This window comes from Streptomyces sp. LZ34, from assembly GCF_053890475.1.
In genome coordinates this window covers 4,031,083-4,054,496 of the sequence record NZ_CM132680.1, presented here as the reverse complement: position 1 = coordinate 4,054,496, position 23,414 = coordinate 4,031,083, and the positions used below count along the sequence as shown (strand labels likewise).

The following is a 23,414-nucleotide window of genomic DNA, read 5'->3' as shown; positions in this document are numbered from 1 at the left end:
CTCGGCAGGGAGACATTCACCCCATGAACCCTCTCGGTCCCGGCGACCCCCTTCGCCTTGGCCCGTACCGCCTCGTTGCCGTGCTCGGCGATGGCGGTATGGGCAGGGTCTATCTCGGGCGGGACCGCACCGGCCGGGCCGCGGCGGTCAAAGTGCTCCGCGCGGAACTGGCGTATGACCAGAACATGGCTCAGCGCTTCGTCCGCGAGGCGCAAGTCGCGCAGGCCGTCACCGGCACCGGCGTCGCGCGCGTACTCGGAGCGTGGTGTGAGGGAAGCTGGCCGTGGATGGCGACCGAGTTTCTGGCGGGACCGACGCTGGATCAACACATCGAGGAGTACGGGCCCTTCGACGACCTCGGGGTCCGGGAACTGGGCGCCGCCCTTGCCCGTGCGCTCCAGGACATTCATGCCGCAGGGCTCGTTCACCGTGATCTCAAGCCGTCCAATATCGTGATGACCTCCTCGGGCCCCCGCATCATCGACTTCGGTATCGCGCGCCCCGAGCACGGCCTCACCCTCACTGCCACCGGCCAGATACCGGTCACTCCCGGTTACGGCGCACCGGAGCAAGTGCTGGGGCACCGCGTCGGCCCACCCGGCGATGTCTTCTCCCTGGGCGCGGTGCTGGCGTACGCGGCGAGTGGAGAGCGCGCGTACGACGGTGGACACGCAGCGGCGGTGCAGTACGAAGTAGTACACGGAGAGCCCAATCTGTCGGAGGTTCCGGAGCCGATACGCGTGCTCGTCGCCCCATGCCTCGCCAAAGATCCCGCCCACCGCCCTCGTCCCGAGCAGATCGCCACGGTCCTCGCCGCACAGCCTGGCACCAAGCCCGGTGCCAAAAAGGTTTGGCAGCTGGGAGAACTGGCCGCCGACATCAAGCAGCGCGAGGCAGCCGCGAAGCAACTGATCAGTCTTCCTGAAGTGCGTACTCCCTCCGCTCCCTCCCGTCTCTCCCGGCGCCGTCTCATTATCGCGCTCGCGGCGGGCGGTGGAACCGTTCTGGCGGGGGGCGGCGGGGGAGTCGCCTGGTGGCTGCTGTCCAAGGACGGCGGACCGGAGGAGGGCGGTAAACCGAATGAAGCGGAGAGCACGGCGCCACCGAAACCGTGGGACGCGAAGCGTCTGACGGCTTCTCAGTACGAGGACGGTACCGCGCCGCCGTCGCTGTGGGGGCCGCAGGACGGCCCCGCCCCGGTCGTTATCCAGCCCCTTCCCGTACGCGATCTCGTCTTGGTCCACGAGGGGAGCATGACTCTGGGCGCCTATAACGTGATCGACGGGACACGAAAATGGGGCACTGACTGCGGCGGGTACGCCCACTATGTCGCGCCCTCCGACGAACTCGTTGTGACTGTTTGCCCTATAATCGGTGGCCGCGCGGGAAGGCTTCTCGCCCTCGACAGTGCTACGGGCAAGGAGAAGTGGACGGCCCCCGCCGGCGCCATCCATGTCATCGCCGCGGACACCGAGAGCGTCTATTTCACGGCTACAAGGGACGCGATACCGCGCGACGTCAGCCTCCTAGGCGCCTTCGACATCGCCTCGCGCACCACCCGCTGGACCGTCCCGATGCCTGTGGAGTGCACATCCGTCACTCCACCCAAGGCAGCCACGGACAGCGGACGCTTGGTTCTCTGCGGTCAAAACGGCAAGGTGGTCACACTCGACACTCGCACAGGGAAACAAGTCTGGACGCTGCCGCGGCAGGCAGTGGCCATCGAGCCCATCGCCCCCGCCGTCTCCAAAGGGGTCGTCTATTTGGGTGGGAAATCCCTGACGGCTCGTAAGCTTCAGGATGGGGAAGAGCTGTGGTCTTTGCCCGCAAAAAGCGAGTTTAGGAAGACTTACGGAGGCTGGGGCGCGCCGTCGCTCGACGGCGATGCGCTGTACGCTCTGGATGGCGAGGAGATCAGCCGTCGCGACAGAAGACACGGGAATGCTGACTGGACACGTTCTCTCGGCGATGTCCTCCAGCAACTAGATCCGCCCGTAGTCCAGGGGAAGACTGTTTGGGCGAACGTCCATAACCTCGATTCGGGTGGCATCGCGGTCCTGCACAAGGACACAGGTGAACCGGCGTGGACCTATGCTCGGGACGGCAGCGGCGAGTGGGGGATGGCGGCTTCGGGAAACCGCGTATTCTTGGTGCACAGCGGCAAATTGACGGCGATGTCGGTGTTCTGACGCCACAGGTTCAATGAGGGCCTCTCGGCCAGGTGCCGGTTGCGGTGCGTGATGACCCCATGCCGTGCTCGATGAACGCCGGGCGACGGCTGCGCATCTTGCCAAGCTGCTGCACGCGCACCGGGAACAGCTCGGGACTCGCAGGGGCACGCTGCGACGATGGGCGACTTCAAGCGGGCGGTACTTGTGGTGCGCTGGAACTGCGCTAGATCTGCGCTGGAGTGTTCGGCGCGGACCGGCTCCGCCCGCCGACCCACGGCGATCAGCCGTCCCGGGAGATCGGCGCGCGAAGATCACTAAGAGCCACGAGGCATTACCGGGAAGGGCCGCTGATACGTCTCGGTCCATCGATAGGGTGCGTTCGCCGGCAACGGGGGCTGACGCTGGGGCGGGCTGCCTCCGTCGAGAGGAGGAGTGCAGGTTTACCAGCGAGAACGTCAAGGGGGCGCCGGGTGCCGCGCCCGCCCCAGTGGGAGCGTAGGTCGATGATTGACGGGACAGTGGCTGCGCGGGGTCCGCTGAGTAGCGATCTGTTACAGAGTCGTCGATCTACCTTGACGATATGGTAGTTGGGCCACGCAGGCGGGATCGCTAGAGTGGCTCAGGGCATCGTTGGTGTCATACGGGGAGGATGCGGTGGCGAAACCAGTCGACCCAGGCGGTTCGACTCCACAGTCGGAGTTCTTCGGCAAGGGGATGGCCAAGGAAGCGGAGACCTTGGCAAAGTTCAAGGGCCGGATTGACAAGGTTTTGTCCGATCTTGAGAAGTCGCCTGCGTCCAGGACGAAGCTTGATGAGCAAACCATCTCCCGGGCGGCCTACGGCGACAGCACCCTTACAACTGCCGATAAATTGTCGGAGCTGTACGACCAGGTCCACGAGAAGATCAAGATCTATTCGAAAACCTTCGGTGACCAGCTTGAGGCAATGGGCCTCGCGGCGTTGATTGCCGAAAAGGGATACGACGGTGTGGACGCCGAGCAAAGGCGCCGCATGCAGGAGATCCAGGCCGAGGCACAGAAGTATTACCGTGCCCCGAAATCCGGTCAGCCGGGGACGCCGGGCGACTCGTCGCACGACGGCAAGTCTGTTGGCCCGGACGCAAGCTGAGGGGGTAGGTGCAGATGGGTGAGGATTCCAGCAAATATGAGGTAATGAGTCACTCTCGGCTCTATGAAATAGTGCAGGGCGCCGATCCGATCAAGTTGAGCGACGCCAGTTCTGCGCTGATGGGTGCGTGGACCGATCTGACCGCCATCGCGGACGAGATGCGGGCACATGCTGAGAACGTCAAATGGAAAGGCGAGGGAGCCGACGCCTTCCGTGGTTGGGTTGAAGAGCTGTCCAAGCAGACTCTGAGCTTGGCCAGCTATACGTGGGGGGTTGGCAACAACATAGGCGTCGCTGCCCTGGGACTGGCCGACGTCAAGTCGTCCATGCCGAAGCCGGACTCTCCCGGAGCGAAGCTGGTCCCCATGTGCTACGTGGATGAGGAGAAGGAGAAGGCTCGGCTGAAGAATGAGCCCGAGCGGCAAGAGGCCATCAAGCAGATCGTGAAGCTGGACTCGTACTACGAGACGGCCCACTCGTACCTGGATACGGCGCTTGTAGAGCCGAACTTCCCACCGCTGCCAGCTGGCATTGCCCCGATCGATGAATACGAGACACCTTTCGGTACGACGTCTTCTGCGAGCACGGCGGGGGGCGGAGGCGGTGGTGCTTACGCAACCCCGCTGTCTCCTGCTGACCGAGCGATCGCAGGTCCGAAGGCCGCACTCGTAAACCCTGCTGAAGTAAGCCCTCATACTCCTGTGCCCCCGAACGTCGGCAGTGTGATCGGCGGGGTGGGCGTCCCGGACTCGACCAACACGGCTATCGACTCCGTCAAGGCACCGCCGGTGCCGGACACGATCAACAGGCCCAGCACTCTTCCTCCGTTGCCGGACGTTCCCAACGTCCCATCGAGCGGCCCCACGATGCCCCCGGTCACCGGCCTCCCGGGGCCGAGGCCGGTCATCCCCACCGCGCCGCATGTTGGCCGAACTGCGCCGATCCCCGGACCTGGGCAGCTGGGCAAGCTGCCCCCGACCGCGCCAAGCACACCGCGGCCTTCGAGTGTGCCCCCGCGTATTCCGACGAATGATGGAATCGTCGGCGGAAAGCGGAGTGTTGGGCAGACCAATACTCCACGGATTCCGCGCGGCATGGTGGTCGGCGAAGAGCCGCACTCTCCCATGGCGCGTGGCCCCGTCGGACCGGGCACCTACTTCGGCCACGGTCCGAACACAACCGGGGGCAGTGGTCCCGGACGACGACTGGGGTCGGAGCCGGGAGGCATGGTTGACCGCCCGAAGGGAACGAACCCACCCGGGCGGAGTTTGCCGCGCAGTACGGTCGTGGGGGAGGAGCGCGGTGTTCTGCCGCGTGGACCCCTGGGAGCGGGAGTTCACCCGGTCGACGGCGGTGCGCACGCTCCTGGCGGCACAGGCTCGGGCCGACGGTTGACATCGGAGCCTGGTGGCGTCACGGGAGGACCGCGTGTCCCGCGTGAGGGGCGTTCCGAGTTCACCCAGGGAGGTTCGGGGCTCGTGCGTGGGAACCATGGCCCTGCAGCGGCACCACACTCCACATCTCTTCCGCACGGTGGTAACCAGCGCAACGCCGGGGCCAGGCCGGACTACCTCGAAGAAGATGAGGAGACCTGGACCGGTGGTCGGCGTAACACGGTCCCGCCTGTCATCGAATAGCTTGCAGGAAAGCTGCTCACGCGAGGAGTAACCACTACATGCTGCGTTCATCCCTTGGAGTACGGCGTCGAGCCCTGTTGGCTCTATTCGGTGCTGTACTTGTTTCTGCGAGTGGTCTTACATCTCCCGCAGAAGCGCAGGATGTTCGCTCGCGGCAGTGGTATTTGAGCTCGATGAAAGCCAATCAGATCTGGAAGGTGAGCCGGGGGCAGGGGATTAAAGTTGCCGTCATCGATACCGGAGTAAACACTTCGCTTCCTGAGCTCAATGGGCAAGTGCTCACTGGCAGGGATGCCAGTGCTCAGGAGGACAGTGACGGGCACGGGACGAACATGGCCGCTCTCATCGCGGGAACTGGTTCTGGCGGGGGGATTCAGGGCCTTGCGCCGGGGGTCAAGATCCTGCCGGTGAAGGTTGCAGTCGATCCCAAGTCGGATTCTGCTGACTCAGCGCTCAGCAAGGCAATCAGGTATGCTGCTTCCCGAAATGCTCAGGTCATCAATATCTCGATGTCGTCGACTGGAGCTAGTAATCAGTACTCAGAAACCAGGCTGGCCGTTGAGTACGCTCTAAAGAGAGGCAGTTTGGTTCTAGCAGGCTCAGGAAACGATGGAGACAAAGGTAATTTTCCCTCTTATCCTGCAGCCATTCCTGGTGTCGTGGGCGTGGGAGCAATCGACCGCGATGGCAACGTCGCCAAGTGGTCAACCTCTGGTGCCCACGTAGGATTGGTGGCTCTCGGCGACGACATCCCCATCCACTGCACGAAGTCAGAAGGCATCTGCAACTCCGGCGGCACAAGCCAGGCCACCGCCATCGCTTCCGCCTCCGCAGCTCTCATCTGGGCCAAGCACCCCAAGTGGACCAACAATCAAGTTCTGCGTGTGATGATGCAGACCGCCGCGAAGCCCACCACCGGCGAGATCCCCAGCACCTACGTCGGCTACGGCTCCATCCGTCCCCGTAAGGTCCTCCTTGACGGTGAGGGCGACCCCGGCCCGGCCAGCGTCAACCCTCTCCTGGCCCGCGAGGGCGCGACGAAGCCGGACCCCTCCGCATCGGCTTCTGCCTCCCCCTCGGCGTCCCCGAGCCCCGACCAACAGTCGACTCCCACAGCCACGGACGATAAAAAAGGCGACAAGAAATCTGTCGCGGGGCCTAAGAAAAACGACGACAGTAGCAGTACTCTCTGGATCGCCATTGGCGCAGGTATCGCCGTCCTCCTGGCGGCCGCCGTCGCCATCGCGTTGGTCCGCCGCCGCGGCAGTGCATCGGTCGGGCTATGACCAGTTGCCACTGCCGGCTACCGGACTGGGTACTCCGTCGAGACACCCCCGGGGAGCTGGGGTGCTGCCGAGCACCGAGCTCTCGTTCAACAAATGAAACAACCGTGAACGATGAGCGAGGTGTTGCGGACGCTTACTACAATGTGTAGGACACCTGAAAGCAGTACGATGAATCCCAAGGGATTCGCGCACAGCGGTGAGTTGAAGAGCGAAACCCCAGATCAACTCACCAACAACTCATGGGGGAAGGTGGAAAATGAGCAAGCAGCGGGTTAGCGACTCAGCGTTCATCAAATTCACGCAGGAGCTCGACCAGTCCGTCACGGGCTTCGGCAGCAACATGAAGCTCATGGCGGACATCCTCTCCACGGTGGACGCGGGGTGGCAGGGGCAGGGCGCCGGTGCCTTCAAGAAGGCGCAGATGGACCTGGAGCAGGACCACGACGCCGTCCGTCGGCTGGTCGCGGGCATTCGCGAGGCCGTGGCCCTGACCCACCGGTCTGGCGGCGCGAACGACGACGACATCGCCGGACAGCTCAGGGGCATCGACGTCAATGGCGCCGCCGCTGGCGGACACATCACCCCGGGCAGCAGCGTGGGCGGCCTCGGCGCCGGCACCGACGCCCCGATCGCCTCGCACTCGAAGGTCGACGGCTTCTAAGTCACACAGAAAGGGGTGCCTGGTGGCACCGTGGCACCCCTGCGGCGGCTGACAACAACGCACACAGAACTATCGAGTTGGGGGACAAAGTGTCCACAGTGCAAGACGGAATCCTCGTCGATTACGAGTCGGTACAGCAGCTCGCCTCGCAGCTCCGCACGGCGGCCAGTAACGTCCGCAAGGAGATGCAGGACATCCAGGGGGCTGTGAAGAGGGTCACCGACGGCTGGGAGGGTGAGGCGCACCAGGCCATGCTCGCGGCTGAGAAGCAGTTCCAGGCCAGGGCTGACCACATCCAGGCTCTCGTGACGAAGGTAGCGACTCTCGTCGAGTCGGGTAAGGACTCGTACCGTGCGACCGACGTGAAAGCGTCGAGCCTGTTTAGCCTGGATTTCTGAGCGATTCGCCTCCGCGATGGGGTGGGCAGCGGTTACACCGCCGCCCACCCCATCGGCATATGTACGGAGTCCACCGGAGCCATGCCGTCATACGCACTGGGCGGCGACCCGTCATCGCGCCATACGCCAAAGCCGCCGGTGAGGCAGAAGCCCCACCGGCGGTCGGCAGACAGACATAGGCGCTCAGCTCGTGAACCGAGCGGGCTCCCGGCTCATCCGCTCATCAGTCCAGATAAATGAGGGCTTCCGTGCGCGCGCTGTCGTAACGTTCCTGCCCGGAGCCGACCAGGTGACGCGACAGCCCGCTGTTGATGCCGTGGCCGTTCTCCTGGGCCCACCCCGAGACCAGATGATTCACCTGCTTCTGGCCGGTGGTGAAGTGATACTCGTTCTGCTGTGCCGCCGCAGCGTTCGCCTGGGCGATCTGGTCTTCTTTCCAGTCATAGACGCCCGCGTAAAGAATGCGGTAGACGGCATCGGTGATGAAGCCGGTGGGTTGGCCTTTGAGGGCGCTGGCGGCGGCCTGCATGCCGCCGGTGACGACGAATTCGGCCGTCTGGGCGTGGTTGGCCCACGAAACGGCACCGTCCTTCTTGTCGCGCACGATGTCGGAGCTGATGCCGTCGTAGAAGCCGAAGACGTGTGACGCCCCTTCGATGGCCGCCGCACGGTTGTTGGGGTCGTTGAAGTCCGTCTTAGACAGTGTCCCCGCGGCGTAGAACCGCTCGGCGTCGTACATCTCGCCGAATGCCTTACCGTCCTCCGCCACACCACGCATGATGCGGGTCAGGCTCTCCTTCGGGACGGACATATGGGAGTCCTTGGGATCACTTGTGCCGTCGTTCCACACGCCGTTCTTGTCCATGTACGGACCCGTACCGGTCAGGATCTCATGGGTCTCGGGCGTGTAGTCGACGAGCATGCGGCCCAAGTTTGCCCGCAGATTGTCGGGTATATGGGCCCCGTTCCGGCCGTCGTCGAGAATCTTGATGGTGTTGTACATCACCCGGGACTCGGCGTCGGTGTGATAGCCGAGAGTGTGGTCCGCGCCTGGGACATTCCCGGTGGCGGCCGCTTCGAGCGCCGCGCCAAAGCCAAGGCGGTTGCCGGGGAGGTCCATCGTGTGGACCCCTATCATCGAGGCCGAGTCCATCGTCGGCCAATGACGGTCTTTGAGTAGATATTTCAGGTGATCGTTCTTGCCATCCGTGCCGGGGTCGAGGAACGACGTCGCGACGTTTGGCTGCTGGCTCATGATGCCGAGCAGGCTGTCGAGCGGGTCGGTCGCCACGTCCGGATGCCAGGCGCCCCACTGGTCCCACCTGCCGGCCCCAAGCTTGTCGCTCTTCTCCAGGGCGATGATGTCGTTGCCGACGTCGGTCAGGAACTGCTTCCCGTAGTTCTTTCCGTGCGTCATCAGATTGACGAACGACTGATAGCCATAAAGCGGGGTCGTCTTCTTGTCGAAGTTCTCGTCGCCTACCTTGCGCACGCCTTCGAGCCACTTCTTGTAGAAGGGGTCGGAGGGCGACTTGGTCGCGGTGGCCAGGGAGGTTGCCACGCCCTCTTGGAGGGCGCGGAAGTCCTTCTTGTCATCGCCCTTGGCGAGGCTGTTGAACTTGTTGTTGAGCTGGATGGTGGCCTTGGGGCCCAGGCCGTCCAGGAACGTCTGGCTGAACGCCTTGTTGTGCTCGTTGTCGCGGAACAGCCGCTGGAACTCGGCCATCTCCTTGTCGCTGAGCTTGTCGCCGGAATTGAGCTTGGTCGCGAGCTCCTTGGCTTCCTTGCCCTCGACCTTCTCGATGTCGCCTTCCGCCTTGTTGTTGAACCCGTTAGCCGCGCCGTCCAAGAGGTTGGGGTCCTCCACGGCCGCCTTGAGCGCGAGCTTCACGCCCTGGTCGGCGTCGTCGACGGCCCTCACCGCCGCCTCGATGTGCCGGGTCCATGACTGCTCGATGTTGCGCAGATCCGGGTCGTGATGCGCCGCATTGGCCTCGGCCGCGCTGGCCTTCGAGAAGTCGTAACTCGCGATGCCGGCGTCCGAAACCTTCATGCCGGCCTTCACGGCGTCCGCGACGGCCGACTTCACCTTCCCGCGTAGATCCACGAACTGGCTGTGCGCGTCCCGCAGGATCGAGGCGATGGCGCGGGCTTCCTTCGGGGCTGCGCCGAACTGCTCGTCGGTCAACTGCATGTTGGGACGCGCGACCAGCTGCGCCTGACCGGTCCAGGTCCCGTCAAGTCCCACGGACTTGACTTGACTGTCATAAACCTTCTTGACCGCTTCGAACTTCTTGGCGGCCTCGTCCCATTTGGTGGCGGCCGTCTCAAGGAGGGACAGGTCGATGGTCATGACCTGGTGGTACGTGAGCACGAGCCCCCCTAGCGGTAGTAGTCCGAGATCCGAGACGAGAACGGCGTGTTGTCCGAGTACTGGGTGGGCGGAACGGCTGTGGTGAGCTCTGATCCGACAAGGAAGTCATTGCCCAGGAAATACCTGTTGGTCCCGCTCAGGGCAGTTTTCTCCTGCGAGAGGCGCGCCTGAAGCGCCTTGACCGAGGTGTGCCACCCCTTGAGGGCGTCGGTGAGCCCACTCCCGGTGGCCCACTCCTTGAACTCCTTCTCGGCCTTCTCGGTCGACTCGTCGACGTACTCACCGGCCGTCTTCGTGTCCGGTTGGACTGTGTCTTCCAGAGCCTTGACGGCGCTTTTCTTCTTGGACGCGCTCGACTTCAGGTTGAGTGTTCCAGGGAGGCTCGGACCAGGGGGATCAGTCTGGTTGAGCTGCATATGGGTGGACTTCTGCCCCGCCGCAGCGTCGGTGCGGAGCTTGGACCACTCGTCCTCAAAGGTCATGATTCCCCCATGGCTAGGCATCAAGTGGCGCGTCGCATACGGCGATTAGCCTTCCGAAGTTAGCACGCTGGTGCCTTGTTATTCACCCCTTTCCGGGCACACTGGTCGAACGATCGGTCGGTTTGTGTGTTTCGGCCCTTGAGTGCACGGCTTCTCCTTGCGGAGAATGACGTACCGACTACGCCGCGTGCCGAAGGTTCGAACCAGTGGTGTCCGGAAGGGAAACTTACGGCGTTAGACGCGCGCGCGTCTCTGCAGGTTCCACGACGGGCGTCATTCACAGGCTATGAACTGACTGTGGCCCAAGCCGTGGTAGCCCGACACCTTAAGTCATCTCGTCGGCGCCTTGGGTTAGTGGGACGTTAAGTTGAGGATGACTCTCGTTGGGTGCCCTCAACGGAGGGTGCCTGTCGCGATGGCGGAGACGAACTCGCGCCAAGCGGCGGCGGTGAATGAGGCGTAGGCGAGATCGGTGCGCTTGGAGTCCCTGACGGCTATGTGACCTTGGGTGATTGCGAGCTCGACGCAGTCGTCATTGCCCCCGCTGTACGAACTCTTTCGCCAATGAGCGCCTTCGGAATGGAGCGCTGAGAGGGTGGCGTTAATGTTCTTCATGCTGCAACTCCCTCGCGATTGTCCGGAAACGTCTGCAAGTCTCTGGTGGTTCCAGTGCTCGGGATCTCAGGTGGTCGAAAACTTCGATGTATCGGTCCACATCCCCGGGATCCTCAAAGCAGACGGAGTTGGTCAGATTCTCGACCCACACTACTTCGGGAGTGGGTGCAGGGAAATCCATGAGCATGAACGAACCGTAGAGGCCGGCGTGTGCACCCGCTGTGAACGGCAGGAACTGGATAGTGATGCGAGGGTGCTCAGATGCATGCACTAGCCTCTCCAGTTGCTGTCTCGCAACCTCTGCCGAGCGGATGTGGCGCCGGATTGCAGCTTCGTCGATGACCGCCCACAGGGTGGGTGCATTTTCCGTGTCCAGCATCTCCTGGCGCCGCATGCGTACATCAACCAATGCCTGAACCTGCCGCGCTGACAGGTCGGGGCGCATCTCGGTGATGATCTCCCGTGCGTACGCCTCGGTCTGCAGGAGCCCGGGCACGAGCAGGGGTTGGTACGTACGTAGCGAAGTGGCGCTGGACTCCAGCGTCAAATATCCGCCGTACTGCGTGGTGTTGACCACCGTGGCGTACTTCTTCCACCACGGCCGCTTCTGGGCCTGGTCGGCCCGGACCAGATCAAGGAGGTCCTCGCGGAGGGTTGTGTCGGTGACCTCGTAGCAGTCGAGAAGCGCCTTGGCGAGGAGCGGAGTGGTGCCGCGATCACCGGTTTCAATGCGGCTCAATGATCCTTGGCTGACCTCCACCTGGCGGGCGACCTCGGCCAGGGTCAGCTCCGCGTCCTCGCGCAACTCTCGGAGCCGGGCCGCAAGTTGGCGGCGGTACACGGACTTCGACGCCGTGCTCTTTTTCCAAGCCATGGATCACAGTGTGGTGGGACGTGCAGGGAGGAGCAATCGAACACGAGGAATATTTCCCACTGACTTGCCGAGTAGCGGATTGCGCTGGCATGGTTACGGATCGTGGCAAGTGCGTCACGGCTTGCCGTTCTGTTGCCGCTAACTCCTTGTGCGAGGTGATCACATGGGCGAGCTCTCATCCCCACCCTTGTCTGGATGCCCACCAACGCGAGTCGGCTGGGAGGGCCCGGTGCTGGGCCGTGACCGTGTCGTGGTGCACGCGCGACACAGAGCTGCGTCATGGGTTCGCGAGGAGTGGCGCCTGCCTGAGGCGGCCTTCCAGATCGAATCCGTCGTGGGCGAGCTATGCGCCAACGCTCTACGTCACGGCGGCGGTCTCGCCTCGTTGGACCTGATCCTCTGTGAGGCGACGGCCTATTGCCCGCCCAGTCTGCGCATCCTGGTAGGCGACTATCTTCCGCATGCGCACCCCCGGATGACCGGCGATCCCAACGCCGAACTCGGCGAACACGGGCGTGGACTGCACATGGTCACGGCGCTGACGGCCGGCTGGGGGTGGCACCGCATCGGCGCGGATCTCAAGCAGGTCTGGTGCAAGATCATCTTGCCGCTCGACGCGCTCCCATGGCTCGTTCGAGCTTGAAGGAAACTCCTTCACAGCGGGCGTACCGGCCCCTGCGGTGAAGTTGAAGGGATCTGGCATCCCCGCCACATGAGCACGTTGGATGACCGGATGGCGCGGTACCCGCGGGAGCGATTGGATGGGTATTCCGTGCCCGAGGATCTTCGTGTGCTCCTGACGGCTCACGGGGAGGGCCGCAACGAGATCGCCGAGCTGTTCGGCATCACCCTGCTGTAACCGGATCAGGTCGACCCGCTTGTGATGACAGTTTCCTCGGCGACCGAGAACGCGACGACCCCGGTTGGAGGGCCGTCTTCGTCGCCGCCCAGGAGCTCAGCCGGCACCTGCATGTGGTTGCCGAAGGCGGCAAGGGCTGGATCGGCTACTGGACGCATCCCGATGAGCCCCAAGACCAGCCCACGCCGATCGTCGAGATCGACACTGAGGCCACCGTATGGAGCATGAGCGGACGCACTCTCGCGAAGGGGTGCGCCGCGGATCTCGCCTTCTATAAGGACGACCCGGCGGCAGAGTTCACGCGACTGGCTGACCGGCTTGGCGAACTCGGCGTGCCGGTCAGCACGCGTGACGATGACGCTCTCTACGAGCCTGACCTCGCGGTGGATCTGGATCCGGATGAGCTCTTCGGTGGTCTCAACGGCGCCGAGTGCGCGCGCCTGACGGTCCTTCGCCGCCTTGGCGAGCTTCTTCTTCGCCGCGTCGATGACCAGCTGCAGATCGCCCTCCAGCGCCCCGATCCCCGGATCGTCCTCCGGCGGACGCTCCGGCTGGGTGTCGTCCTTGCGGTCCACGTTTCGGCGTAGTACGCGTTGACGTTCTTCCAGTACGCCTTGGACGCCGCCTGCGCCGCATCCGCGCCCTCGGTGATCGGCTTGACCCGCTTCTGCACCGAACGCAGCTTGTTCGCGTACGCGTCCAAGGCGTCCACGGCGGCGTGGAAGTACGTCTGCGCGGACTCCAACTCCAGCGGAAGCCTCTCCGCCGCCTTCTGAAAACCCTCCGAACCGGCCCCCGTCCAGTCCATCAACGCCAGGACATCCAACTGCCCCTGCCCGTCCCTGAACGCCCCCGCGTAAGCCCGAAGCTTGACCACCAGGTCGTCGACGTCGGACGGATTGCCATAGATGACATCGGAGGGTTTCGCGGGCCGGCGGGATGTGCTCGGTCGAACCGCCCTCCATCGCATCACGCTGAGCCACGCGGATCGCTCCCTCGAGCCGTAGTCGTCGAGCCAGAGCTCCTGTAGATCCCAGGTGGCGGATCGACCAACGTCCCTACGCTCTCGGGCAGTAGCCCCGTCCAATCCTCGACGGTCGCGGGTGCCCATCCACATACCCTTGCGAACAGGGGAAGCCGTTCCATCGACGTGAACGCTAGTGCCACAGGCCAGACTTCTACTGTCCGTGTGACTGGGTGACCGGGCTCCTTCGGGCGCTGCAGGTGCAGCCGCGTCCCGCACAGCGTCGCCCGCTTCTCCCGCTCTGATACCGGCGTGGCGGCCTCTGGGAGTTTCTGGCCAACCAGTGTCCTGCCGCTGCGTCGGGGTGCACCCGAGTCGTTCATTCCCCCGAACGCAAGGGCTATCTTGACACTGGCGAGTGATGCCCCAGTGGCCGCCATGCCTCTGCGCAGCCACCCCCGTGGTACTCGTGAATCTGCTGGCTGAGAGTGCTGCCGGTTCTGTCTGGAATCCAGCGCCCTGACCGGAGCACTTCGGGCGTCAGGCTCACGGGGTTTTGCCGGGACGGGATGGTGGTGGGGGCTCAACGAACGGCTGGCTTGTCCCAGTGGATGGTTACGGGGCCGTCTGGTAGTTGGTCTGCGCCGGGACACTTGAACCAGTCCTGGGTCAGGTCGCGTACTGCCTCGGCGGTGAACTCGGTGAGCGCCCGGAGCCCTCTGGTTGACTTATTCAGTTTCTGTCCGTCGTCAATCTGGTCGTCCACTATGGTGGCGTTCGCGCCTATTAGCAGCCACTCTGTAGCGGTTCTGGGGGTATTGGTGCATGAGACGTATAGATTGATGGCCCCTCCTGTGGTCAAGGATCCGTAAGCCTTGCCTAAGGAAACGGGAATCCCTTTGGGGTGATAACTACGCTTGTGGCCGAGGGCGTCCTGGTAGGACACGTAAATGCGACTATCGTCTACTTTTGCCTCGCAAGTTCCCAGGGATGACCAGCCACCAAAGGTGTCGGCGTCTTCCGTGTATTTCGATCCCTTGGTGGGCAGGAGAGGCTCCGCCTTTTCGCCGGAAATGCGGTTATGGCAGATCCGCTGAGGGATATTGATGGCCTGGGTATCTGACCTCGACTTGTGTGTCGCCCACCATATCCCGGCACCGAGTACCAGGGTCAGGGTGGCGGCGATCCCTTTGCTGCGAGTCGAGAGTAGTGGCTTCTGTACCATGTGCGAGAGGCACCTGCTTCCTTATGAAGCCTCGACAGCGTTGGCGTCATATGCTGCATTATAGGCCCTCTGTGCGGCGTCTTTGACGCTTTGATTCTTGGCGTCCATGCCCGCTTGGGCTGCGGCATCGTAAAAAGCTTGTTTTGCCCTTTCGGCCCTCTTTACGCGTTCGGTTGTTAGGTATGCGTCTTGATTTTCTTGAACCTGTTTCGCTGCGTCTTCCGGCTTCGCTGCTTTATGATCGAGGACGGACTCTCGCACGTCCTCGATCACCCACCCGGCGACATCGCCGGCCACAGGGATATGATCGATGGTGCCAATCCCCAGATCCACGAAGCGACCGAGCCATCCGTCTCCGGCTTCCAGTGAATTATTGTATTCTTCGGCCTTCTTTACGCTGTCGTCAGCAGCTGCTATTGCATCAGCCCGACCCTCGGCCGTGTTTCCTTCGACCCTTGCGCCCGGAATCACGGCAATCTCGGCTAGAGCCCCGACATCTTCGTTGTCTCCGCGATGAGTTAGTGCTTCACGGAGTGTTTCGTTGGTCACTGCTTCCTGGGCTTGTGTGACGGTTGCGTATGCGTCGGGGTCTGCTGTGGTCGTCTTCAGGAACAGATCCAAAGTGTGTTTGTCCTCCGGCCTTGAGAGGTTCGGTTCGGCCCCGGTGTCTCTGATGTAGCCACTTTCATCTCCACCTGCGTAAACTCGCTGGATATCGTGCATGTACTCTGCGGACATATTGCCGAGGCTGCCCGCAATCGGAGCGAGTTCGCCATCCCCTTTGAAGAACTCGGGGTTCGCAGCCACTTTGTTCACCACCGAGCCGAAGACGTCGGCCTGCTCCTGCGTGTGGGCCTTGGAGGGGGCGTCGCTGTCGTAGGGACGCCCGGACGTGGCGGACTCGAGAGCGTGTCCGAGTGCTTCCTTGCCGAAGTTCTCAGTGTCGGAGACCTTGATGCCTGCGGCGCCGTATGTCCACTCACGTGCGCCCTTTCCATCCTTGTCGCCGAGAAAGTAGTCGAGGTTGCTGATCTTCTTGAGTCCGTCGTGCTCGCCCTCACCTGTGGAGCCGTTGAAGAACTCCGTCGACGCTTCAGGACTGTGCGAGAGACCTTCCAAGAGGCCGGTCATGGGGTCCCAACCGGGGCCGCCGTCCTTGTCGAGGTTGAGGCCGAACTTGTCCACGCCCAGGCCCGCGTATGAGTTGTGCGGCCCCGGCCAGGCCCACGGCTGCTTGCGCTCGAAGGTGACCATGTCCTCTGCGACGGGAGTGAGGAACGACTTGTCGTAGCTACCGTGGCGTAAAAGCGTTCCGAGAACTTGGTAGCCTCGAATTTCGACCCGGGCGTTGTTCTTTTCGAATGTGAGAGGCGCGCGGCCCACCCGCTTGAGTTCGGTTTGCCAAGCCTTCCCAAGATAGTCTCTGTCCTCGCGGAAGGCGGTATTGGGGTCGTCCTTCCCAGTCGGCGGCCGGGTCGCCGTGGCGAGTGCCTCGCCCATGCTGGTCTGAACGCTGTGGGCGAGCTTGAACTGCGTCTTGTCGCCCTCCGCCGAAGCATCGAGCGCGATCTGTGCCTGAAATCGCAGGGCGTCCTTCGGGCCTAGGGCCTTGTAGAAGTCGACAGTGAACTCGCGGTCCTTGGAGTTGTACGCGAGAAGCTGCTTGAGTTCGGTGAGTTCCGTGATGCTGAGCTCACCACCGTCCCGGTACTTCGCGAGGCTTTTCCTGGCGAGCTGAACTGCCCGCTCGGACTGTGCGTCGTCCAGGGAGTCGTATTTCGCGTGGCCGAAGTTGTGGCTGTCGTTGCCGTGGATCTTCTTCAGGGCGCGTGACGCGGAGTTGTCGATCTCATCGGCTTGAGCGATGAGATTGTTGATCCTGCTCTCCAGACGGTCCTTGTAGTCGAGCTGCGCCTGCGTCTGCTCGTCATTGGTGTCGCGCCGATGCAGATAAACGCATGACACCGTGCCGTCGGGCAGCCCGGTGACCTGGATGTACTTGTTCTTGGCTTCGACGTCCACGACCTCCTTGAGTGACGATTGGACCGCCACCAGGTCTTCGTGAGCGTCGCGCAGCATGGCCCAGATGGCTTTGGCCTCGGCGTGGGCGTCGTGGAATTCCTTGCCGGTCTTGCGAACAAAGGGCCTGGTGACATCGGCGTTGACGCCGGCCCAGCGGGCGGCCTCGGATTGCTTCACCATGCAGTCCCTGGCATCCGTGGCCAGGGTCTCGAGTTGGTCCACCATCTCCTTCCAGTCGTCGGCTGCCGAGCCGAGACTGGCTAAGGAGACGTGATACAGGTCGTCGAAAGTCAGGCGTGCCATCTGTGGTCCTCGTCCCCGTCTCCTACTTGTAGTACTTGGAAATCTCGGAGACCGGCATGGCGGTCCCGTCCCTGCGTGCCATGTCGGCGGCGATTTTCGCGTCCGTGTGGGCCTGCGAGTTCTTCGAGTAGTCGAGGTGGTTGGAGATATGGGCGCAGGCCTGCAGCAGCGTCTTGAGCTGGTCGTTCCAGATCATGGTCATGGTGGTGAGAGCGCCGCCCAAGGTGAAGTGATGTGTGGTCAGCACGCCGGCCGCCCTGGCCGTGGAGCCGTCGTCCTTCGCCCCGCGGGTCATGTCTCCCGCCTTCCTGAGGCGGTCGTGGAGTAAGAAGGCCTCATGGCCGACCCGTCCCAGATCGTCTTGGTGCACGATCAGGTCGCCGGAACCGCCGCCACCGCCGGATGAGCTCTTGCCTGCCTCGTTGAGACGCATGCGCGTCGTCGCTTCGGCTCGAAGCCCGTTCCACTCTTCTTCAAACGACACGCTTCTCTCCCCTGGCATGCGTGTTTCTGAGTCAGCGTCACAAGTGACGTTCAGCTTAGGGGAGTTGACCGTACGTGCGGGTAGCTGACGGGGCGTGTCGCCGAACGAAAAGACCTCTGCCCCGGGCCGAGCGGCCCGGGGCAGAGGTCTGTGAGTGCTCGGAAGGACAGGGGGCTTACTGGTCCGGCAGCCAGCCCAGCTGAACCAGCGGCGTGCCTCGCTTGCGCGAGACGAAGAAGCCGCGGCCCGGGGGCATGGGGCGGGGGCGGACGCCGCCGAGGAGGTCGCCTTCCGTGGGGTCGCCGGAGAGCAGTACGCCCTGGGCGCCGAGTTCCTTGATGCGCTGCATGAAGGACTCGAACATGGAGCGGGAGGCGCCCGCGGAGTTGCGGGCGATGATGAAGCGCATGCCGACGTCGCGCGCGAAGGGCAGGTTGTCGGTGAGGACGGCCATCGGGTTGCCGCTGCTGGTGGAGACGAGTTCGTAGTCGTCGACGATGACGAAGAACTGCGGTCCGGTCCACCAGCTGCGGTCGCGCAGCTGCTGGGGGGTGATGTCCGGCTTGGGGGCGCGGCGCTCCATGAGGCCGTTGAGGGCCGTGGTGTGGATCTGGAGGGCCGAGGCGATCGGGGCGTATTCCAGGAGGTGGGTGTCGGGGATGACGTCGAGCAGGGAGCGGCGGTAGTCGCCGACCACGATCTTCGCCTCGTCCGGGCCGTACCGCTCGGTGATCTGCTTGGCGATGAGCCGCAGCAGAGCCGTCTTGCCGGATTCGCTCTCGCCGAAGACGAGGAAGAAGGGATCGGATTCGAAGTCGACGAAGACCGGTTCGAGGTTGGTCTCGTCGATGCCGATCGCGACGCCGTGCTGGGGGTATTCGAAGCCCTTGGGGAGGTCTTCGGCGCGGAGCCGGCGGGGGAGGAGGCGTACGCGGGGGGCGTGGGGGCCGTGCCAGTTGCTGGTGACCGCGCGGATCAGCTCGCCGGAGGCGTCCGTGATCTCGTCGGGGTCGCTGCCCGAGTCGATACGCGGCTGGGCGCCCATGAAGTGCAGCTTCTCGGGGAGCTGGCCGCGGCCGGGGACGCCCACGGGGACGTTCGCGGCGACCTTGCGGTCGAATTCGGAGTCCATGGTGTCGCCGAGGCGCATCTCGAGGCGGTTGAGGAGCTGGTCCTTCAAAGAGGCGCGGACTTCCATGTTGCGGGAAGCGGTGACGACGATGTGGATGCCGTAGCCGAGGCCGCGGCCCGCGATATCGGCCACGACCCCTTCCAGCATGTCGTACTCCTGCCGGAAGTTGGCCCAGCCGTCGACGACGAGGAAGACGTCGCCCCAGCCCTGTTCGGCGTGCTCGCCGCGGGACCGCTGCCGCCGGTAGGTGGCGATCGAGTCGATGTTCTTGGCGCGGAAGTACTCCTCGCGCCGGGCCAGGATGCCCGCCACCTCGGCGATGGTGCGCCGCACCCGCTCCGGGTCCAGGCGGGAGGCGACGCCGCCCACATGGGGGAGGTCGGAGATGGCGCTCAGGCCGCCGCCACCGAAGTCCAGGCCGTAGAACTGCACTTCGGCCGGGGTGTGGGTGAGTGCGAAGGCCGTGATCAGGGTGCGCATCAGCGTGGACTTGCCGGACTGCGGGCCGCCGACGACCAGCATGTGGCCCGCGGCGCCGGAGAAGTCGCGGTAGAGCACATCGCGCCGCTGCTCGAAGGGCTTGTCGATGAGGCCGAGCGGCACGACGAGGTTGCCCAGGCGCGGGTATTCGGGCGCGGTGAGGCCGCGGCCCTCGACCGGGGAGAGCGGCGGCAGCAACTGGTCCAGCGAAGGGGCCTCGTCCAACGGGGGGAGCCAGACCTGGTGGGCCGGTGCGCCCTGGCCCTCCAGGCGGCGGACGATGACGTCGAGGACCGTGTCGGCCAGCGCGTCATCCTCCTGGCGGGACGGGGTGGTCAGCGCCGCCGGGTCCGGGGTGGTGTAGGTGACCGGGACCGGGGTGGCCGTGAAGAGCACCGGCCGGCGCTCGATGGGCAGCGAGGTGCCGTCGAAGTCGGCGGGCGCCGCCCCGGTGCGGTACACGCCGGAGACGTACGCGGCCTTGAAGCGCGTCATCTCGTCCGTGGCGAACTTCAGGTAGCCGGAGCCGGGGACGGACGGGAGGTGGTACGCGTCCGGCACGCCCAGGGCCGTACGGGACTCGGCGGCGGAGAAGGTCCGCAGGCCGATGCGGTACGACAGGTAGGTCTCCAGGCCGCGCAGCCGGCCCTCCTCGAGGCGCTGCGAGGCCAGCAGCAGATGCACGCCCAGGGAGCGGCCGATACGGCCGATCTGGATGAACATGTCGATGAAGTCAGGCTTGGCCGTCAGCAGCTCGCTGAACTCGTCGATCACCAGGACGAGTGAGGCCACGGGCTCCAGCGGGGCGCCGGCCGCCCGCGCCTTCTCGTAGTCGTGGATGTTGGCGTAGTTGCCGGCCGCGCGCAGCAGCTCCTGACGGCGCTGCAGCTCTCCGGTGATCGAGTCGCGCATACGGTCGACGAGCGTCAGGTCGTCCGCGAGGTTGGTGATGACCGCCGCCACATGCGGCAGCTGCGACATTCCCGCGAAGGTCGCGCCACCCTTGAAGTCCGCCAGGACGAAGTTCAGCGTCTCGGACGAGTGGGTGACCGCGAGCCCCAGCACCAGGGTGCGCAGCAGCTCGGACTTGCCGGAGCCGGTGGCGCCGACGCACAGGCCGTGCGGGCCCATACCGTCCTGTGCTGCCTCCTTGAGGTCCAGCATGACCGGCGAACCGTCCTCGCCGACCCCGATCGGCACCCGCAGCCGCTCGGCGATCGACCGCGGCCGCCAGGTCCGCGTGACATCCACCGAGCCCGCGTCGCCGAGCCCCAGCAGGTCGGTGAAGTCGAGGTTGGCCAGCAGCGGTTCGTCGTCATCGCCCCCGCCCACGCGCAGCGGTGCCAGTTGCCGGGCGAGCGCGTCCGCGGCCTCCAGGGTCAGCGCGTCAGGGACCCCGTCGTACCCCGCGACCTGCGACAGCAGCTCCAGCTTGCCCGGCCGTACGATCATCGAGAGCCCGCCGCGCAGCTCGTCGAGGTCGCCCGGCACCACCTCGATGACGGTGACGCCCTGCAGACCCTCCTGCGCCGCGAACGCCGACTCCGGCGGCACCATCCCGCCGTCCAGCACGACCACCACATGCGGCTGGTCGAGCAGCGGCTGGGCGTCCTTGCTGAACCGGGACCGTCCCTCCAGACGCCCCTTGAGCAGCTCCTCGAGCTCCGCGAGGGAGTCGCTGAACAGCCGCCGCGAGCCCGCACCGTCGAGCGCGCCCGGCACCTGCAGATGGGGCAGCCACTTCGCCCAGTCCCAGTAGGGCGCCGCGCTGCGCGGCGCGACCACCGCGATGACGAGGTCCTCGGGCGAGTGGAGGGTGGCCAGCTGGGCGACGAGCGCCCGCGCCGCGCCCCGCACCGAGTCCGGCTCCCCGGACACCGTGACGTGGTAGAAGGCGCGCAGCGACACCGCCATCGGCATGTGCTCCAGCGACCCCTGGGTCGCCAGGAACTTCTGCATGGCGCCCGCCGTCAGCGGCTCCAGGTCGTCGACCGCGGCCGTGTCGGGGGCGATCAGCGGGGTGGCCAGCTGCTGCGAGCCGAGCCCGATCCGGATCTGCCCGAAGTCGTTGTCGCTCGTCCGCCGTTCCCACACCCGGCTGCCCTCGGCCACGACCGACCACAGCTGGTCCGGGGAGGGGTGCAGATAGAACTGCGCGTCGCGCTGCGCCCGCGCGGTGCGCCGGATCGTACGGCGGGTCTGCGCGAGGTACTTGAGATAGTCGCGGCGCATGTCCGCCAGCTGCCCCTGTGAGCCCTGCCGGTGCCGGACGAACATCGCCACGGTCATGCCGAGCGTGGAGAACATCATCATCACGCCCATGATCTTCATCATCGGCGCGGCGCCGGGCATGAAGAAATAGACCATCGACGAGGCCATGCCCAGGGTGGGCAGCAGCTGCATCAGGACGCCCTCTTGCTGGCCGCGTGGCAGCTCAGGGGGCGATTCGAGGCGGAGTTCCTCGCTCGGCACCTCGGGCGGGAGAGCCCGCGGTTGGCGCTTGACGACGACCTGGCTCACCGGTTCCCTCAACCCCTCAACGCAGATGAACAGTTCCTTTCCGGCACCCCCGTGGCGACGGACTCCCTCTGCGAGACGGCGATCCTACCGACGTATGAGCTGCCCGACCCCGGTAGGGTGGCCGCCGCACGCGCGGTGCCGTGCGCCGCTCCACAGTGAACAGGGGGCCTTACAGGTGAGTACGTCCGCCACGACCGGCTTCTGCAGGGTGACCGTGGTCGCACCTGACAGTCGGATCGATGTGGCTCTTCCGGAGGACATCGCCGTCGCCGACGTCTACCCCGAGATCCTTCGTCTGACCGGACAGACCCAGCCCGTGGGCGCCCCTACCGGCTACCACCTCGTACGCCGCGACGGCACCGTCCTGGAGAGCGCGCTGTCGCTGGGCGCCCAGCAGGTGCTCGACGGCGAGCTGCTGTCCCTGCGGCCCTTCGCCGAGTCGCTGCCGCCCGCGGTCTACGACGATGTGTCGGACGCGATCGCCTCCGCCGTCACCCGCGACCGGACCCTGTGGAGCGACGGGTACCTGCGCGCCTTCGGGCTGTTCGGCGGCTCCCTACTGCTGGTCCTCATGGGCTTCGTACTTTGGTTCGCCGATCCGCTCAAACACGACATGCACGGTCTGCCGGGCATCATCGCCGCCGCTGTCGCGGTGCTGCTCGCCGCGCTGGCGGGGGTACGGGCGCGGGTCTACGAGGACCGCGCCTCCGCGATCGCGCTCGGCCTGGCCGCCCTGCCACACGCCATGATCGCGGGCTCGGGGCTGCTCGCCCTGGACCCGGGTGAGGGCGTCGGCCGCCTGCAGTTCCTGCTCGGGTGTGTCGCCATCCTCGTCGTCTCGGTCGCCCTGGTGGTCGCCATGCCGACCGGTGACGCGCCATTCGTCGCCGCGGTCTTCGCCTCCACCGTCGGCACCCTCGCCACCTTCTGCGCGATCCTCACCGAGGTCAGCCCCACCGAGACCGCCGCGGTGTGCGCCGCCGTCGCGATCGGCGCCATCGCGTTCCTGCCGGGCCTGTCGGCGCGCGTCGCCCGGCTGCCCATCGGGTACGCCGCGCCCCGCTCGGCGGCTGAGGACGACAACCTCGACCCGGGGTCCGGGCCCGCCCCCGAGCCCGTGGACGCCGACCGCATCGCCGCCCAGGCCCGCCGCGGCCACGAGATGCTGCTCGGCCTGGTCGGCGGCTGCTCCGCCATCGTCGTCGGCGCCTCGGCCGTGCTCGGCTTCTCCGACAATGTCTGGGGCCAGGTGCTGGCCCTCGTCTCCGGCCTCGCGATGCTGTTGCGCGCCCGCCTCTTCCGCTACACCGCCCAGGTCGCCTCCGTCCTCACCGCGGGCCTGATCGGCCTGGGGCTGCTCGTGCTCGGGCTGTCCCTGAACCCGCCGGCCGACGCCATGTTCAAGCTGCTGGTGCGGCACGACAGCGGCCCGCTGGACGTCCGTACGATCTGGCTCGCCGCCTCCGTCACGGTGGGAGCGGCGCTGATCACCGGCATCGCGCTGATCATTCCGAAGAAGGGTCTCTCCCCGTTCTGGGGCCGCTTCTCCGACCTGGCCGAGAGCGCCCTGCTGCTCTCCTTGGTGCCCCTTGCCCTGGCCGTGCTGGACGTCTACAGCTCCGCGCGCAGCCTGACCAGTTAAAAGCCGGGGGAAACCCGGGGGTAAAAGCAGCGGGTGAAGCCGGCGAGCGGGCCGACGGGCAAACGGATGGTCGGCGGCTGGTACGCTGTGTGACGGCCGTTTGTGTACGCGCCCCCGGAGCTCTCGTACGAGCACTCTGGAGACAGCGCCCAGCGGA

The 23,414-nt window shown here is 65.1% G+C and carries 17 protein-coding genes and 1 pseudogene; 8 read left to right on the top strand and 10 right to left on the bottom strand.

The annotated features are described in order from the left end of the window. Positions 1–23: 23 nt before the first annotated feature. The 5 genes from ACWY4P_RS15685 (at position 24) to ACWY4P_RS15665 (ending at position 7,281) form a co-directional block, all read left to right on the top strand. Entirely contained in the window at positions 24–2,189 is a 2,166-nt protein-coding gene (locus ACWY4P_RS15685) for a protein kinase domain-containing protein (RefSeq protein WP_456211168.1), read from the top strand. A gap of 636 nt (positions 2,190–2,825) precedes the next feature. Further along, complete coding sequence (locus ACWY4P_RS15680; RefSeq protein ID WP_456211167.1) at positions 2,826–3,299, top strand: hypothetical protein; 474 nt, start codon at positions 2,826–2,828, stop codon at positions 3,297–3,299. A gap of 1,675 nt (positions 3,300–4,974) precedes the next feature. Beyond that, positions 4,975–6,222, top strand: coding sequence for a S8 family serine peptidase (locus ACWY4P_RS15675; RefSeq protein ID WP_456211166.1), 1,248 nt, complete (start codon positions 4,975–4,977; stop codon positions 6,220–6,222). Between the two features lie 256 nt (positions 6,223–6,478). Beyond that, on the top strand, positions 6,479–6,883 hold the full coding sequence (locus tag ACWY4P_RS15670; protein WP_456211165.1) for a WXG100 family type VII secretion target: 405 nt from the start codon (positions 6,479–6,481) through the stop codon (positions 6,881–6,883). A gap of 98 nt (positions 6,884–6,981) precedes the next feature. After that, positions 6,982–7,281 (top strand): WXG100 family type VII secretion target, encoded by a 300-nt coding sequence (locus ACWY4P_RS15665; RefSeq protein WP_456211164.1) that lies wholly within the window; start codon positions 6,982–6,984, stop codon positions 7,279–7,281. Positions 7,282–7,504: 223 nt separating this feature from the next. On the opposite strand, the gene ACWY4P_RS15660 is transcribed toward ACWY4P_RS15665, so the two are convergent. From ACWY4P_RS15660 to ACWY4P_RS15645, 4 genes are all read right to left on the bottom strand, one after another. Next, positions 7,505–9,634, bottom strand: a complete 2,130-nt coding sequence (locus tag ACWY4P_RS15660) for a hypothetical protein (RefSeq protein WP_456211163.1) — start codon at positions 9,632–9,634, stop codon at positions 7,505–7,507. A gap of 29 nt (positions 9,635–9,663) precedes the next feature. Beyond that, the gene (locus ACWY4P_RS15655; protein ID WP_456211162.1) at positions 9,664–10,137 is read right to left on the bottom strand and encodes a hypothetical protein; all 474 of its coding nucleotides are present in this window, start codon (positions 10,135–10,137) and stop codon (positions 9,664–9,666) included. Between the two features lie 393 nt (positions 10,138–10,530). Beyond that, positions 10,531–10,752 (bottom strand): DUF397 domain-containing protein, encoded by a 222-nt coding sequence (locus ACWY4P_RS15650; protein ID WP_456211161.1) that lies wholly within the window; start codon positions 10,750–10,752, stop codon positions 10,531–10,533. Next, complete coding sequence (locus ACWY4P_RS15645; protein ID WP_456211160.1) at positions 10,739–11,626, bottom strand: helix-turn-helix domain-containing protein; 888 nt, start codon at positions 11,624–11,626, stop codon at positions 10,739–10,741. The genes ACWY4P_RS15650 and ACWY4P_RS15645 overlap by 14 nt, the downstream gene beginning before the upstream one ends. A 229-nt stretch (positions 11,627–11,855) precedes the next feature. Between ACWY4P_RS15645 and ACWY4P_RS15640 the strand changes: the two genes are divergently transcribed. Together ACWY4P_RS15640 and ACWY4P_RS15635 are read left to right on the top strand one after the other, a co-directional pair. Next, the gene (locus tag ACWY4P_RS15640) at positions 11,856–12,269 is read left to right on the top strand and encodes an ATP-binding protein (protein WP_456211159.1); all 414 of its coding nucleotides are present in this window, start codon (positions 11,856–11,858) and stop codon (positions 12,267–12,269) included. 69 nt (positions 12,270–12,338) lie between these two features. After that, the gene (locus tag ACWY4P_RS15635) at positions 12,339–12,485 is read left to right on the top strand and encodes a hypothetical protein (RefSeq protein WP_456211158.1); all 147 of its coding nucleotides are present in this window, start codon (positions 12,339–12,341) and stop codon (positions 12,483–12,485) included. 5 nt (positions 12,486–12,490) lie between these two features. On the opposite strand, the gene ACWY4P_RS15630 is transcribed toward ACWY4P_RS15635, so the two are convergent. The 6 genes and pseudogenes from ACWY4P_RS15630 to eccCa form a co-directional block, all read right to left on the bottom strand. After that, positions 12,491–13,060, bottom strand: a complete 570-nt coding sequence (locus ACWY4P_RS15630; RefSeq protein WP_456213388.1) for a hypothetical protein — start codon at positions 13,058–13,060, stop codon at positions 12,491–12,493. A gap of 47 nt (positions 13,061–13,107) precedes the next feature. Further along, positions 13,108–13,455: pseudogene (locus ACWY4P_RS15625) on the bottom strand (putative T7SS-secreted protein); the annotation flags it as partial. A 577-nt stretch (positions 13,456–14,032) separates the two neighbouring features. Then, positions 14,033–14,674 carry a hypothetical protein gene (locus ACWY4P_RS15620; protein WP_456211157.1) on the bottom strand — a complete coding sequence of 214 codons (642 nt, stop codon included), beginning with the start codon at positions 14,672–14,674 and terminating at the stop codon, positions 14,033–14,035. A 21-nt stretch (positions 14,675–14,695) separates the two neighbouring features. After that, positions 14,696–16,999, bottom strand: a complete 2,304-nt coding sequence (locus ACWY4P_RS15615; protein ID WP_456211156.1) for a hypothetical protein — start codon at positions 16,997–16,999, stop codon at positions 14,696–14,698. 22 nt (positions 17,000–17,021) lie between these two features. Then, a complete protein-coding gene (locus ACWY4P_RS15610) occupies positions 17,022–17,483 on the bottom strand; it encodes a hypothetical protein (protein WP_456211155.1) in 462 nt (153 codons plus the stop codon). Positions 17,484–17,658: 175 nt separating this feature from the next. Next, the gene (gene eccCa / locus ACWY4P_RS15605) at positions 17,659–21,615 is read right to left on the bottom strand and encodes a type VII secretion protein EccCa (RefSeq protein ID WP_456211154.1); all 3,957 of its coding nucleotides are present in this window, start codon (positions 21,613–21,615) and stop codon (positions 17,659–17,661) included. Positions 21,616–21,790: 175 nt separating this feature from the next. On the opposite strand from eccCa, the gene eccD reads away from it, so the two are divergent. Next, positions 21,791–23,257, top strand: a complete 1,467-nt coding sequence (gene eccD / locus ACWY4P_RS15600) for a type VII secretion integral membrane protein EccD (protein ID WP_456211153.1) — start codon at positions 21,791–21,793, stop codon at positions 23,255–23,257. The last annotated feature ends 157 nt before the right edge of the window (positions 23,258–23,414 follow it).